The sequence below is a fragment of the Pseudomonas moraviensis genome (assembly GCF_900105805.1).
Taxonomy (GTDB): Bacteria; Pseudomonadota; Gammaproteobacteria; order Pseudomonadales; family Pseudomonadaceae; genus Aquipseudomonas; species Aquipseudomonas moraviensis_A.
In genome coordinates this window covers 2674292-2688693 of sequence record NZ_LT629788.1, presented here as the reverse complement: position 1 = coordinate 2688693, position 14402 = coordinate 2674292, and the positions used below count along the sequence as shown (strand labels likewise).

General features: G+C 61.6%; 12 protein-coding genes. All 12 read left to right on the top strand.

Annotated elements, in window-relative coordinates:
- Positions 1 to 60: 60 nt before the first annotated feature.
- The 12 genes from leuC to BLU71_RS11965 all read left to right on the top strand — a co-directional run bounded on the left by leuC (position 61) and on the right by BLU71_RS11965 (position 14330).
- The gene (gene leuC, locus BLU71_RS12020; protein ID WP_042609425.1) at positions 61 to 1491 is read left to right on the top strand and encodes a 3-isopropylmalate dehydratase large subunit; all 1431 of its coding nucleotides are present in this window, start codon (positions 61 to 63) and stop codon (positions 1489 to 1491) included.
- A 2-nt stretch (positions 1492 to 1493) separates the two neighbouring features.
- Complete coding sequence (leuD, locus tag BLU71_RS12015; RefSeq protein WP_064363918.1) at positions 1494 to 2138, top strand: 3-isopropylmalate dehydratase small subunit; 645 nt, start codon at positions 1494 to 1496, stop codon at positions 2136 to 2138.
- Between the two features lie 128 nt (positions 2139 to 2266).
- Positions 2267 to 3034 (top strand): class I SAM-dependent methyltransferase, encoded by a 768-nt coding sequence (locus BLU71_RS12010; protein ID WP_083353168.1) that lies wholly within the window; start codon positions 2267 to 2269, stop codon positions 3032 to 3034.
- A 55-nt stretch (positions 3035 to 3089) separates the two neighbouring features.
- Positions 3090 to 4172, top strand: coding sequence for a 3-isopropylmalate dehydrogenase (gene leuB / locus BLU71_RS12005; protein WP_042609427.1), 1083 nt, complete (start codon positions 3090 to 3092; stop codon positions 4170 to 4172).
- Between the two features lie 66 nt (positions 4173 to 4238).
- Positions 4239 to 5351, top strand: coding sequence for an aspartate-semialdehyde dehydrogenase (gene asd, locus BLU71_RS12000; RefSeq protein WP_064363920.1), 1113 nt, complete (start codon positions 4239 to 4241; stop codon positions 5349 to 5351).
- A gap of 235 nt (positions 5352 to 5586) precedes the next feature.
- Positions 5587 to 6597 carry an aspartate-semialdehyde dehydrogenase gene (locus BLU71_RS11995; protein ID WP_083353167.1) on the top strand — a complete coding sequence of 337 codons (1011 nt, stop codon included), beginning with the start codon at positions 5587 to 5589 and terminating at the stop codon, positions 6595 to 6597.
- A gap of 208 nt (positions 6598 to 6805) precedes the next feature.
- Positions 6806 to 9475, top strand: coding sequence for a FimV/HubP family polar landmark protein (locus BLU71_RS11990; protein WP_083353166.1), 2670 nt, complete (start codon positions 6806 to 6808; stop codon positions 9473 to 9475).
- Between the two features lie 266 nt (positions 9476 to 9741).
- A complete protein-coding gene (truA, locus tag BLU71_RS11985) occupies positions 9742 to 10566 on the top strand; it encodes a tRNA pseudouridine(38-40) synthase TruA (protein WP_042609431.1) in 825 nt (274 codons plus the stop codon).
- Between the two features lie 64 nt (positions 10567 to 10630).
- A complete protein-coding gene (locus BLU71_RS11980; protein ID WP_083353165.1) occupies positions 10631 to 11263 on the top strand; it encodes a phosphoribosylanthranilate isomerase in 633 nt (210 codons plus the stop codon).
- Between the two features lie 199 nt (positions 11264 to 11462).
- A complete protein-coding gene (gene accD / locus BLU71_RS11975) occupies positions 11463 to 12383 on the top strand; it encodes an acetyl-CoA carboxylase, carboxyltransferase subunit beta (protein ID WP_016773939.1) in 921 nt (306 codons plus the stop codon).
- Complete coding sequence (gene folC / locus BLU71_RS11970; RefSeq protein WP_083353164.1) at positions 12380 to 13687, top strand: bifunctional tetrahydrofolate synthase/dihydrofolate synthase; 1308 nt, start codon at positions 12380 to 12382, stop codon at positions 13685 to 13687. Before accD ends, folC begins: the two co-directional genes overlap by 4 nt.
- On the top strand, positions 13671 to 14330 hold the full coding sequence (locus tag BLU71_RS11965; protein WP_083353163.1) for an SPOR domain-containing protein: 660 nt from the start codon (positions 13671 to 13673) through the stop codon (positions 14328 to 14330). The genes folC and BLU71_RS11965 overlap by 17 nt, the downstream gene beginning before the upstream one ends.
- The last annotated feature ends 72 nt before the right edge of the window (positions 14331 to 14402 follow it).

The following is a 14402-nucleotide window of genomic DNA, read 5'->3' as shown; positions in this document are numbered from 1 at the left end:
CAAGCCAAAGGGTTATTGATAAGCCCAGGGCATAGAAACAAGCTGATGAGGAACCGTCTGATGGCCGGCAAAACGCTCTACGACAAGCTCTGGGATTCGCATTTGGTCAAGCAGCGCGACGATGGCTCGGCGCTGATCTATATCGATCGTCACATCATTCACGAAGTGACTTCGCCGCAAGCCTTCGAGGGCCTGCGTCTGGCCGGGCGCAAGCCTTGGCGCATCGATGCCAACATCGCCACCCCGGACCACAACGTACCGACCACCCCGGAGCGCAAGGGCGGCATCGAAGCCATTGCCGACCAGGTCTCGCGTTTGCAGGTGCAGACCCTCGACGACAACTGCGATGAATACGGCATTGTCGAGTTCAAGATGAACGACGTGCGCCAGGGCATCGTCCACGTCATCAGCCCGGAGCAGGGCGCGACCTTGCCGGGCATGACCGTGGTCTGCGGCGACTCGCACACCTCGACCCATGGCGCATTCGGTGCATTGGCCCACGGCATCGGCACTTCCGAGGTCGAGCACGTGCTCGCCACGCAATGCCTGGTGGCGAAGAAAATGAAAAACATGCTGGTGCGCGTCGAAGGCCAACTGCCGTTCGGCGTGACCGCCAAGGACATCGTCCTCGCCGTGATCGGCAAGATCGGCACCGCCGGCGGTAACGGCCATGCCATCGAATTTGCCGGCAGCGCGATCCGTGATCTGTCCGTCGAAGGCCGCATGACCATCTGTAACATGTCCATCGAAGCCGGCGCCCGTGTCGGCCTGGTGGCGGCGGATCAGAAGACCATCGATTACGTCAAAGGTCGTCCATTCGCGCCGAAGGGCGAGCAGTGGGACATGGCCGTCGAAGCCTGGAAAGATCTGGTCTCGGACGCCGATGCCAAATTCGACACCGTGGTCGAGCTGGACGCCGCGCAGATCAAGCCGCAAGTCAGCTGGGGCACTTCCCCGGAAATGGTTTTGGCTGTTGATCAGAACGTGCCGGACCCGGCGAAGGAAATGGATCTGGTCAAGCGCGACTCAATCGTCCGCGCCCTGAAATACATGGGTTTGACCGCCAATCAGGCGATCACCGACATTCAGCTTGATCGCGTGTTCATCGGTTCCTGCACCAACTCGCGCATCGAAGACTTGCGCGCCGCTGCGGTGATCGCCAAGGGCCGCAAGGTCGCCTCGACCATCAAGCAGGCGATCGTCGTGCCGGGCTCGGGTCTGGTCAAGGCGCAGGCCGAAGCCGAAGGCCTCGACCGGATTTTCCTCGAAGCCGGTTTCGAATGGCGCGAGCCGGGTTGCTCGATGTGCCTGGCGATGAACCCGGACCGTTTGGAATCCGGCGAGCATTGCGCCTCGACTTCCAACCGCAACTTCGAAGGCCGTCAGGGCGCCGGTGGCCGTACCCACCTCGTCAGCCCGGCCATGGCGGCGGCAGCAGCGGTGAACGGCCGTTTCATCGACGTTCGTGAATTGATCCAAGGAGCACAGTAAAGATGAAGGCATTTACTCAGCACACTGGTCTTGTCGCGCCTCTGGATCGTGCCAACGTCGATACCGATCAGATCATTCCCAAGCAGTTCTTGAAGTCGATCAAGCGCACCGGTTTTGGTCCGAACCTGTTCGACGAGTGGCGTTATCTGGATGTTGGCCAGCCGTATCAGGACAACTCCAAGCGCCCGTTGAACAAGGATTTCGTCCTCAACGCCGAGCGTTATCAGGGGGCCAGCGTGCTGCTCGCCCGCGAGAACTTCGGCTGCGGTTCGAGTCGTGAACACGCGCCCTGGGCGCTGGAAGAGTATGGTTTTCGCAGCATCATCGCGCCCAGTTATGCCGACATCTTCTTCAACAACAGTTTCAAGAACGGCCTGCTGCCGATCATCCTCAGCGATGCAGAAGTTGATGAACTGTTTAAGCAGGTTGAAGCCGAGCCGGGTTATCAATTGCAAATCGATCTGCAAGCGCAGACCGTGACCCGCCCGGATGGCAAAATCTACAGCTTCGAGATCGACGCGTTTCGCAAGCACTGCCTGCTCAATGGTCTGGACGATATCGGCCTGACCCTGCAGGACGGCGATGCGATTGCGACGTTCGAGGCGAAGCATCGGGTTAGCCAGCCGTGGTTGTTTCGCGACGCCTGATTTGCGTATGGCGAATGGCGCTATCGCGAGCAGGCTCACTCCTACATTTGAAATGCGTTCCCCTGTAGGAGTGAGCCTGCTCGCGATGGGGCCCTCCAAAGCAACACAAAATTGAACAGGATGTCCCCATGACCAGCACCACCCAGCACTCCGAGGTCGTCCAGACACAATTCGGCGAACAGGCCGCCGCTTACCTGAGCAGCGCCGTTCACGCCCAAGGCAGTGAATTCGCACTGCTGCAGGCCGAGCTGGCCGGGCAGGGCGCGGCACGGGTGCTGGATCTGGGTTGTGGCGCCGGGCATGTCAGTTTTCATGTCGCACCGCTGGTCAAGGAGGTTGTGGCTTACGACCTGTCGCAGCAAATGCTTGATGTGGTTGCCGGCGCTGCCGTCGATCGCGGCTTGAGCAATATCGTCACGGTCAATGGCGCTGCCGAGCGCTTGCCGTTCGCCGAGGGCGAGTTCGATTTTGTGTTCAGCCGCTATTCGGCGCATCACTGGAGCGACCTCGGTCTGGCCCTGCGCGAGGTGCGCCGGGTGCTCAAGCCGGGCGGGGTGGCGGCGTTCGTCGATGTGTTGTCACCGGGCAGTCCCTTGTTCGACACTTACCTGCAAAGCGTTGAAGTACTGCGCGATACCAGTCATGTCCGCGACTACTCCGCTGCCGAGTGGCTGCGCCAGGTCAGCGAGGCCGGTCTGCATGTGCGCAGCACCTCGCGCCAGCGCCTGCGTCTGGAGTACAACAGCTGGGTCGAGCGCATGCGCACGCCTGAAGTGCTGCGCGCGGCGATTCGCCAGTTGCAGCAGTCGATGGGCAGCGAAGTGCGTGAATATTTTGAAATTGATGCCGACGGCTCGTTCAGTACCGATGTGATCGTACTGATGGCTGAGCGATAAGCATTTTTCCGGGCGCGCCGTTCAGTGGCGCACCGCTTGAAGACACGAGGAAAGCATGAGCAAGCAGATTCTGATTCTCCCGGGTGACGGTATTGGTCCGGAAATCATGGCCGAAGCGGTCAAGGTGCTGGAACTGGCCAATGACAAGTACAGCCTGGGCTTCGAGCTGAGCCACGACGTCATCGGTGGCGCGGCCATCGACAAGCACGGCGTGCCGCTGGCCGACGAAACCCTCGATCGCGCCCGTGCTGCCGATGCGGTGCTGCTGGGCGCGGTCGGTGGCCCGAAATGGGACACCATCGAGCGTGACATCCGCCCCGAGCGCGGTCTGCTGAAAATCCGTGCGCAACTGGGTCTGTTCGGCAACCTGCGCCCGGCGATCCTGTATCCGCAACTGGCCGACGCGTCGAGCCTGAAGCCGGAAATCGTCGCCGGCCTGGACATTCTCATCGTCCGTGAGCTGACCGGCGGCATCTACTTCGGCGCGCCGCGTGGCACCCGTACGCTGGACAACGGTGAGCGTCAGTCCTACGACACGCTGCCGTACAGCGAAAGCGAAATCCGCCGCATCGCCCGTGTCGGTTTCGATATGGCCATGGTCCGCGGCAAGAAGCTCTGCTCGGTGGACAAGGCCAACGTCCTGGCGTCCAGCCAGTTGTGGCGTGAAGTGGTAGAGCAGGTTGCAAAGGATTACCCGGAAGTCGAACTGAGCCACATGTACGTCGACAACGCCGCCATGCAACTGGTGCGTGCGCCGAAGCAGTTCGACGTGATCGTCACCGACAACCTGTTCGGCGACATCCTCTCCGACGAAGCGTCGATGCTCACCGGCTCGATCGGCATGCTGCCGTCGGCTTCGCTGGATTCCAACAACAAGGGCATGTACGAGCCGTGCCACGGTTCGGCCCCGGACATTGCCGGTAAGGGCATTGCCAACCCGCTGGCGACGATCCTGTCGGTGTCGATGATGCTGCGTTACAGCTTCAATCTGCACGATGCTGCCGATGCCATCGAAAAAGCCGTCAGCGTCGTGCTCGATCAGGGCTTGCGCACCGGCGACATTCATTCCGCCGGTTGTACCAAAGTCGGTACGCAGGAAATGGGCGACGCAGTAGTCGCCGCGCTGCGGAATCTGTAATCTCTCGGGCCCGCTGCGAAATTCAATACAAAGCAGCGGCCCACTTTTCAAGAAGGTGTAGTTGCGATGAAACGTGTAGGTCTGATCGGTTGGCGCGGGATGGTCGGTTCCGTGCTCATGCAGCGGATGCTGGAAGAGCAGGATTTCGATCTTATCGAGCCGGTGTTTTTCACCACGTCCAATGTCGGTGGCCAAGGCCCGTCCGTGGGCAAGGACATTGCTCCGCTCAAGGACGCTTACAGCATTGACGAGCTGAAGACCCTCGACGTGATCCTGACCTGCCAGGGCGGCGACTACACCAGCGAAGTATTCCCCAAGCTGCGCGAAGCCGGCTGGCAGGGCTACTGGATCGACGCGGCGTCGAGCCTGCGCATGAACGATGACGCGGTGATCATTCTTGACCCGGTCAACCGCAAGGTCATTGACCAGCAGCTGGACGCGGGTACCAAGAACTACATCGGCGGCAACTGCACCGTCAGCCTGATGCTGATGGGCCTGGGCGGTCTGTTCGAAGCCGGTCTGGTCGAGTGGATGAGCGCCATGACCTATCAGGCGGCCTCCGGTGCCGGCGCGCAGAACATGCGTGAACTGATCAAGCAGATGGGCGCGACCCATGCCGCTGTTGCCGATCAACTGGCCGACCCGGCCAGCGCGATTCTCGACATCGACCGTCGCGTGGCCGAAGCCATGCGCAGTGATGCGTACCCGACGGAAAACTTCGGCGTACCGCTGGCCGGCAGCCTGATCCCGTGGATCGACAAGGAACTGCCGAACGGCCAGAGCCGCGAAGAATGGAAGGCCCAGGCCGAGACCAACAAGATCCTCGGTCGCTTCAAGAGCCCGATCCCGGTCGACGGCATCTGCGTGCGCATCGGTGCCATGCGCTGCCATAGCCAGGCATTGACCATCAAGCTGAACAAAGACGTGCCGATCGCCGACATCGAAGGGCTGATCAGCCAGCACAACCCTTGGGTCAAACTGGTGCCGAACCAGCGCGAGATCAGCATGCAGGAGCTGAGCCCGACCAAGGTCACCGGCACCCTGAACGTCCCGGTCGGCCGTCTGCGCAAGCTGAACATGGGTTCGCAATTCGTTGGTGCCTTCACCGTCGGCGACCAGCTGCTGTGGGGCGCGGCTGAACCGCTGCGCCGCATGCTGCGGATTCTGCTGGAGCGTTGATCGCTTGAGGCGATGAAAGAGCCCGCGCCTTGCAAGAAGTGCGGGTTTTTTTATGCCTGAAGATGCGGTGCCTTGCCTGGCATCTTCGCGAGCAGGCTCGCTCCCACCTTTGAAATGCATTCTCCCTGTGGGAGCGAGCCTGCTCGCGAAGAAGGCGTTACAGGCACCCCCGAATTGCCTGCATGGCAGTCAGCCGGTAAAGTGCCGCTCCCCCCGTTTTGCCAGAGGTAGCTCCATGACCCAGACTTTCGATATCGCCGTTATCGGCGCCACCGGTACTGTCGGCGAAACCCTCGTACAGATTCTCGAAGAGCGCGACTTTCCGGTCGGCAACCTGCACCTGTTGGCCAGCAGTGAATCGGCTGGCAGTTCGGTGCTGTTCCGCAACAAGAACGTGCGCGTGCGTGAGGTCGACGAGTTCGATTTCAGCAAGGTCAGACTGGTGTTCTTCGCCGCCGGCGCTGCGGTGTCCCTGAGCTACGCGGCGCGCGCCCATGCCGCCGGTTGCTCGTTGATCGACCTGTCCGGCGCCTTGCCGGCGGATCAGGCGCCGCAGGTGGTGCCGGAGGCGAATGCCGAAGTCCTCGCCAGTCTGAAAAGCCCGTTCCAGGTCAGCAGCCCAAGTCCGTCGGCCACGACCCTTGCGGTGGTGTTGGCGCCGCTGCTCGATCTGATCGACCTGCAGTACGTCAACGTCACCGCCAATCTGGCGGTTTCTGCGCAAGGTCGTGAGGCGGTCACCGAACTCGCGCGGCAGACCGCCGAACTGCTGAACATGCGTCCGCTGGAGCCGACGTTCTTTGATCGGCAGATGGCGTTCAACCTGCTGGCCCAGGTCGGCACGCCGGATGCGCAGGGCCATACGCTGCTGGAAAAACGCCTGGTACGTGAGCTGCGGCAGGTACTGGCGAAACCTTTATTGAAGATTTCTGCCACTTGCGTTCAAGCCCCGGTGTTTTTTGGCGATAGCTTTAGCGTGACCTTGCAGTCAGCAAGTGCTGTTGACCTGGAAAAGGTCAACGCAGCGCTCGAAGCTGCGCCGGGCATCGAGCTGGTTGATGCCGGCGATTATCCGACCGCTGTCGGCGATGCAGTGGGGCAGGACGTGGTCTATGTCGGGCGCGTGCGCAGCGGCGTCGACGACCCGGCGGAACTAAATCTTTGGCTGACGTCAGATAACGTACGCAAAGGCGCGGCGCTCAATGCCGTGCAACTGGCTGAGTTGTTGATAAAAGACCTGCTGTAAAAGATACTTGGCAACAATTTGTCGACTGATTCTAGGTGCGCGCTATGCTTGCCCGAAGCGATCGATGACGAGTCACTCTCCGGGACTTTCCGGGGCAGCACAGAAATGATCGCGCGCGGCGACTTCCGTCGTCGCGCGCAATGCCTTACGGCAGCGGTATTCAAAAGCTTCTCGCTGGCCGAGGAACGTTCAAACAAAGGATGAGGCTATGGTTCAAGTTCGCAAACTGGTGTTAGCAATAGCGGCCGCCTCGGCGCTGTCCTCCGGTATGGCGCATGCCCTCGGGCTCGGGGAGCTGACCCTGAAGTCGACCCTGAACCAGCCGTTGGTGGCTGAAATCGAGCTGCTCGACGTCAAGGATCTCACCGCCGCCGAGGTGGTGCCGAGCCTGGCTTCACCCGAAGATTTCGCCAAGGCCGGCGTCGACCGCCAGGCGTTTCTCAATGATCTGACCTTCACCCCGGTGCTCAACGCCAACGGCAAAAGCGTGTTGCGCGTCACCTCGAGCCAACCGTTGTCGGAACCGATGGTGAAGTTCCTCGTGCAAGTGATGTGGCCCAATGGCCGCTTGCTGCGTGATTACAGCGTGCTGCTGGATCCGTCGAAGTTCTCGCCGCAGACCGCTGACGCTGCCGCGCAACCGGCGCCGTCGCAGACCATCACCGCACCAACCACTGGCGCCACCCATCGCAATCAATACACCACCACACCGCGCGACACCCTGTGGGAAATCGCCGCGAAGGCGCGCAATGGCGGCTCGGTGCAGCAGACCATGCTGGCGATTCAGGCACTCAATCCGAATGCCTTTATCGACGGCAACATCAACCGTCTGAAAACCGGTCAGGTGCTGCGTCTGCCGGACTCGGTACAAAGCACGGCGCTGCCACAGTCTGCGGCCATCGCTGAAGTGGCGGCGCAGAACGAAGCCTGGCGTCAGGGCCGTCGTTACGTGGCCAAGCCAGGCACCGGTCAGCAGCAACTCGACGCAACCAATCGCGGCCGTGGCAACACGGGGGCTGCGCCCAATACCCAGGACAACCTGAGCCTGGTCTCGGCGGAAAACGCCAAGCCCGGCGCGAAAGGCCCGGCAGGTGATGCCAAGGCGCTGAGCAACAAACTGGCGATCACTCAGGAAAACCTCGACACGACCCGTCGTGACAACGAGGAACTGAAAAGCCGCATGGCTGATCTGCAAAGTCAGCTGGACAAGCTGCAGAAGCTGATTGAGCTGAAGAACAATCAATTGGCGAAGATGCAGGCTGATGGCACCGGTGTCGCGCCGGGCGCAGCGGCTGGCGCCAACGGTGCTGTGCCGCCGGTGCCGGCGATTACCGCCGAACTGGCCGCGACTCCGCCGGCGACCCCGGCGGACGCCGCAGCGACTTCGCCCACCCCGGAGTCGGCGATTGCGCCGCCAGCGGAAACGCCAGTGGAGCCGGTTGTAGAACCGGTGGTCGAAACCACACCGGCTGCTGCTGACGATGACAAGGCCTTCAACGACCTGCTGACCAATCCGATCCTGCTCGGCCTGATCGGCGGCGGTGCGGTGGTTCTGCTGCTTCTGTTGTTGCTGCTGGCGCGCCGTCGCAAAGCCCAGCAGGAAGCTGAAAAGCATCTGCGCATGGCCCGCGCCCTGGCTGAAGAACAAGAGTTTTCCGCCGAGCATGATTTGCCGGAAAGCAGCTTCTCTGGCCTGGAAACTCCCGCGGCGAGCGTCAAGCTCAACACGCCTGCTCCGGCACCTGCGCCAACGCCCGCACCGGTTGTCACTCCGGTGGTGATGGCTGCGCCGATCGCCGCGCCTCTGGTGGCCCCGGCCGGCGAGCGCTCGGATGACGTGCTCGACAAGGCGCAATCGCACATCAATGCCGGTCGCCTGAATCAGGCCGCCGCGCTGCTGGAAGAGGGTGTCAGCCTCGAGCCGGAACGCAGCGATCTGCGCCTGAAACTGATGGAAGTCTACGGTCAGCAGGGCGACCGCGATGCGTTCGTCGCGCAAGAGCGTCAACTGGTGGCCAATGGCGATAACTTCGCCAAGGTCGAAGCACTGAAAAGCCGCTTCCCGGCCATGGCCGTGGTAGCTGCCGGTGGGCTGGCGGCGGCCGCCGTTGCTGCCGAACTGGACGCGCAATACGTCAAGGATCTGTTGCAGGACGAGCCGCAAGCGCCTGAGCCTGCGACTGACGATCTTGACACGGCGTTCGATTTGAGCCTGGATGATCTCGACAACATCACTCCGGTCGACCCTGCACCAGTGGTTGAGCCAGAAGCGCCGGTCGAGCTGGATGAGTTCCCGGCTGAAGACGATCTGAGCTTCGCCTCGGTGCTGCAAGAGCAGACCGAGATGAAAGACAATCTCGACGATCTGTCGGACTTCGATCTGGACATGGATCTAGGCGCCGAACCATCGCCGGCCACTTTGGCTGAAGATGACTTCCTGCTGGATCTGGACGAGGGCGTGAAAGATTTGCCTGCGGTCGAGACGCCGGCAGTGGCTGAGGTGCCGCAGGATGATCTGGAGTTGCCAGCCGATTTCGACCTCTCACTGGCCGACGAAATGGACACCAATCCAGCAGCCGAGCCGGATGCGTTCGCGGCCGAACTGGACGACGTCAATGCCGAGCTCGATCGCCTGTCGCAAAGCATGGCCGAACCGACCTTTACCGAAGCGGACGCAGCGCTGGGTGATGACCTGGGCGAAGATGATTTCGACTTCCTCGCCGGTACCGACGAAGCGGCGACCAAACTCGATCTGGCCCAGGCTTACATCGACATGGGCGATGCCGACGGTGCGCGCGACATCCTCAACGAAGTGTTGACCGAGGGTGACGAGAAGCAGCGGGGCGAGGCCAAGGAAATGCTTTCCAACCTGGTCTGAGTTCAGCAACAAACAAAAACGGCAGCCCGGTGAGGCTGCCGTTTTTGTTTGTGCCCGTTTCTGCGGTGTTCAGAAAATCGCTATCGCGAGCAGGCTCACTCCTACAGTTGAAATGCGTACCCCTTGTAGGAGTGAGCCTGCTCGCGATTGGGGCCGAACTGGCGACAGAGAACTCTGGCATCCCCGGCCCGCCGCCTTATAATGCCCGCCTTTGCAAATCAGCAGGCTGTCCCACCTTGGCAAACATAGATAACCCGGTCGCCGAAATGGCGCCCGACGGCTTTTACCGCGTCGCGCTGGGCGTTGAGTACAAAGGCTCGCGCTACAGCGGCTGGCAGCGGCAGTTGACCGGCGTGGCGACGGTGCAGGAAGAGCTTGAAAAAGCCTTGTCGAAAGTCGCCGATTCGCCGGTGTCACTGCAATGCGCCGGGCGTACCGACGCTGGCGTGCATGCCTGCGGCCAGGTAGTGCACTTCGACACTCAGGTTGATCGCTCGCTGAAAGCCTGGGTCATGGGCGCCAACATCAATCTGCCCCACGATATCAGCGTCAGTTGGGCGAGGGTCATGCCCGCGCATTTTCACGCCCGCTTCAAAGCCATCGCCCGGCGTTATCGCTATGTGATCTACAACGATCAGATTCGCCCGGCGCACCTCAACGAAGAAATCACCTGGAACCACCGTCCGCTCGACGTAGAACGCATGGCCGAGGCCGCGCAGTACCTGATTGGTACCCACGATTTCAGCGCGTTCCGGGCTGGTCAGTGCCAGGCCAAGTCGCCGATCAAGAAGATGCATCACCTGCGCGTAACCCGTCACGGCAAGATGATCGTGCTCGATATTCGTGCCAACGCGTTCCTGCACCACATGGTGCGCAATATTGCCGGTGTGCTGATGACCATCGGTGCCGGTGAGCGTCCGGTGGAGTGGATGAAGGAAGTGCTGGAAAGTCGCGAGCGTCGCTCCGGCGGGGTCACGGCGCATCCCTACGGGTTGTATCTGGTGCAGGTCGAGTATCACGACGAATTTCCGTTGCCCGAGCGCTTTATCGGTCCACATTTCCTTACGGGTTTCTCCGAACTTGACGGCTGACGCCCTCGAACGCTTTTGTTACCATCCGGGACGTTTTCGGATTTTGCCTTGAGGTTTTCCTGACATGTCAGCCGTTCGCAGCAAGATCTGCGGCATTACCCGCATCGAAGATGCGCTGGCCGCCGTCGAAGCCGGTGCCGACGCGATCGGCCTGGTGTTTTACGCCAAGAGTCCGCGGGCGGTGAACGTGCAACAGGCGCGGGCGATCATCCAGGCACTGCCGCCGTTCGTTACCACCGTGGGGCTGTTCGTCAATGCCAGCCGTTGCGAGCTCGGAGAAATCCTCGATGCGGTGCCGCTGGATCTGCTGCAGTTCCATGGCGACGAAAGCGCGCAGGAGTGCGAAGGCTGGCATCGTCCGTACATCAAAGCGCTGCGGGTCAAGGCGGGTGATGACATTGCTGCTGCCTGCGATGCCTTTCCCGGCGCCAGTGGCGTGCTGCTCGACACCTATGTCGAAGGGGTGCCCGGTGGAACCGGCGAGGCGTTTGACTGGTCACTGATTCCGCCACGCCTGAGCAAACCGCTGATTCTGGCCGGTGGCCTGACACCGGAGAACGTTGCCGACGCGGTGGCACGGGTCAAGCCCTACGCGGTGGATGTCAGCGGCGGGGTAGAGGCGAGCAAAGGCATCAAGGATCACCACAAGATTCGCGCATTCATAAACGCGGTGCGCGGCAATACATCGTCGATGTGACGGCTGGCAGTCTGCCGCCGTCCATCAATGCACTTGCACAAAGCAGGCGCGGCTGAGGGTTGCTGAATCGTATGCGAGTCATGTTTCGCGCTGACCGCGACCGTTCCCCAATCATCGCCACACACATGAATTTAGCTCAAGGGCATACGCGGGGCTGCGAACCAGAGCGTTCGGGCCGCCGGTACTGGAGAAAGAAAGCATGAGCAACTGGTTAGTAGACAAACTGATCCCTTCGATCATGCGCTCGGAGGTCAAGAAGAGCTCGGTGCCTGAAGGTCTGTGGCACAAATGCCCGTCCTGCGAGGCGGTGTTGTACCGTCCAGAGCTGGAAAAGACCCTGGACGTTTGCCCCAAGTGCAACCATCACATGCGCATCGGCGCACGTGCGCGTATCGACATTTTTCTCGATCCGGAAGGCCGCAACGAACTGGGCGCCGATCTGGAGCCGGTTGACCGCCTGAAATTCCGCGACGGCAAGAAGTACAAGGATCGCCTGGTTGCCGCGCAAAAGCAGACCGGCGAAAAAGACGCGCTGATCTCGGTCAGCGGTACCTTGCTGGGCATGCCGGTGGTGGTTTCGGCATTCGAATTCAACTTCATGGGCGGTTCCATGGGTGCCATCGTCGGTGAGCGCTTCGTCCGCGCTGCCAACTACGCCCTGGAAAACCGCTGCCCGATGATCTGCTTCGCCGCTTCCGGTGGCGCGCGCATGCAGGAAGCGCTGATCTCGCTGATGCAGATGGCCAAGACTTCGGCCGTGCTGGCGCGTCTGCGTGAAGAAGGCATTCCGTTCATCTCCGTATTGACCGACCCGGTCTACGGCGGTGTTTCTGCCAGTCTGGCGATGCTCGGCGATGTCATCGTTGGCGAGCCGAAGGCCCTGATCGGCTTCGCCGGCCCGCGTGTGATCGAGCAGACCGTGCGCGAGAAACTGCCGGAAGGCTTCCAGCGCAGCGAATTCCTGCTGGAGCACGGCGCGATCGACATGATCATTCACCGTCAGGAGCTGCGCCCGCGTCTGGGTAACCTGCTGGCGCAGATGACCGGCAAGCCGACGCCGAAGTTCGTTGCCGCGCCGATCGAGCCGATCGTGGTGCCGCCGGTGCCTGCCAACGTATGACCCAGCGCACCCTTGGTGAATGGCTCGCCTACCTCGAGCAGTTGCATCCGTCGGCCATCGACATGGGCCTGGAGCGTTCGCAACAGGTCGCGTCCCGCATGGGGCTGGGCCAGCCTGCACCTCGGGTGATTACGGTCACCGGCACCAACGGCAAAGGTTCGACCTGTGCGTTCGTGGCTTCGTTGCTGCGCGCGCAGGGCCTGAGTGTTGGGGTCTACAATTCTCCGCACCTGCTGCGTTACAACGAGCGGGTGCAGCTCAACGGCGTCGAAGCCACTGACGCCCAGCTGTGCGAAGCCTTTGCTGCAGTCGAGGCGGGCCGCGGCGAGACTTCCCTGACTTACTTTGAAATGGGTACCCTGGCGGCGTTCTGGCTGTTCCAGCAGTCCGCGCTTGACGCTGTGGTGCTTGAGGTGGGGCTGGGCGGACGTCTGGATACCGTCAATGTAGTCGATGCCGATATCGCACTGGTCACCAGCATTGGCGTCGATCACGCCGATTATCTGGGCGATACCCGCGAATCCGTGGCTTTCGAAAAGGCCGGCATCTTCCGGCAAGGGAAACCGGCCCTGTGTGGCGATCTGAATCCCCCGCAACCACTTCTGGATAAAGCCCGCGAGCTGGCTTGCCCGTTTTTCCTGCGTGGACGCGATTTCGATCTCGGCATCACCGAGCAGCATTGGCAGTGGCGCGGTACCGATGCACAGGGCCAAGCGGTCGAACTGCGCGACTTGCCACTGCTCGATCTGCCGATGGAAAACGCCGCGCTGGCGCTGCAAGCCTATCTGCTGACGGGGTTGCCATGGAATGCCGAACAGATTGTCGCTGCATTGCAGGCGACGCGCGTGGTCGGACGCCTTGATCGTCGTTCATTCGAGTGGAATGGCAAGCGTCTGAATCTGTTGCTGGACGTCGGTCACAACCCGCATGCCGCCGAATACCTTGCGCGGCGTCTGGCCGCACGGCCGCCGGTTGGCAAGCGCCTGGCGGTGTTCGGCCTGCTGGGTGACAAGGATCTCGATGGTGTTGTTGGCGAATTGAATGCTAGTGTCGCGCATTGGGCTGTCGCGCCGCTGGATTCGCCACGCGCGCGCCCGGTCGCAGAGTTGCAGGCAGCGCTGCAGAACCTTGGCGCTGCGGTCGCGTCCTACGACAGCGTCGCCGCTGCTCTGGAAGGCCAGTGCGCGGTAGCGACCAGTGATGACGAGATTCTGTTGTTCGGATCATTTTATTGTGTCGCCGAGGCCCTTGAATGGCTGGCCCGGCGCTCCACGGAGGAAGCGGCAAATGGCTTTGCTGGATAAAGCGTACAAGCAGCGCATGGTTGGCGCGCTGGTGCTGGTGGCGCTGGCGGTGATCTTCCTGCCGATGCTGTTTTCCCGCCAGGACGAGCAGCATCAGGTGACGGTCGAGGCCCCGGCGGCGCCGCAAGCTCCGACGATGCCGCAAGTGCAAATGGATCCGGTCGCCGTGCCTGAACCGCAAGCCCTGCCGCAAGAGCCGGTGCCGACGGACGAAGAAGTCGCTGAAGAAGCCGCCCCGGCTGCTCCGGCAGCCCCGGCTGCGCCAGCACCGACCATCCCTGCGCAGATTGCCCGCCCGGCAACGCCGCCACCGGTGGCCAAGCCGATCCCGGCGCCGGCCCAGCCGATCACCTCGGCAACGAGCAAGCCCGATACCACGCAGAGCCGCGTCGATGCCAACGGTCTGTCGGTGAGCTGGTCGGTGCAGCTGGCCAGTCTGTCGAGCCGCGCCAGCGCCGAAAGCCTGCAGAAAAACCTGCGCAGCCAGGGCTACAACGCCTATATCCGTTCGGCTGATGGCAAGAACCGGGTGTTCGTCGGTCCGCTGATCGAGCGTGCCGAAGCCGATCGCTTGCGCGATCTGCTGAGTCGCCAGCAGAACCTCAAAGGCTTCGTTGTCCGTTTTCAGCCTGAACGTGGCTGAAATCTATCACCTCGATTGAAAACCACTGACAATCGCAGCTTACCGACAGCCATGCGCTCTGCTAAAATGCGC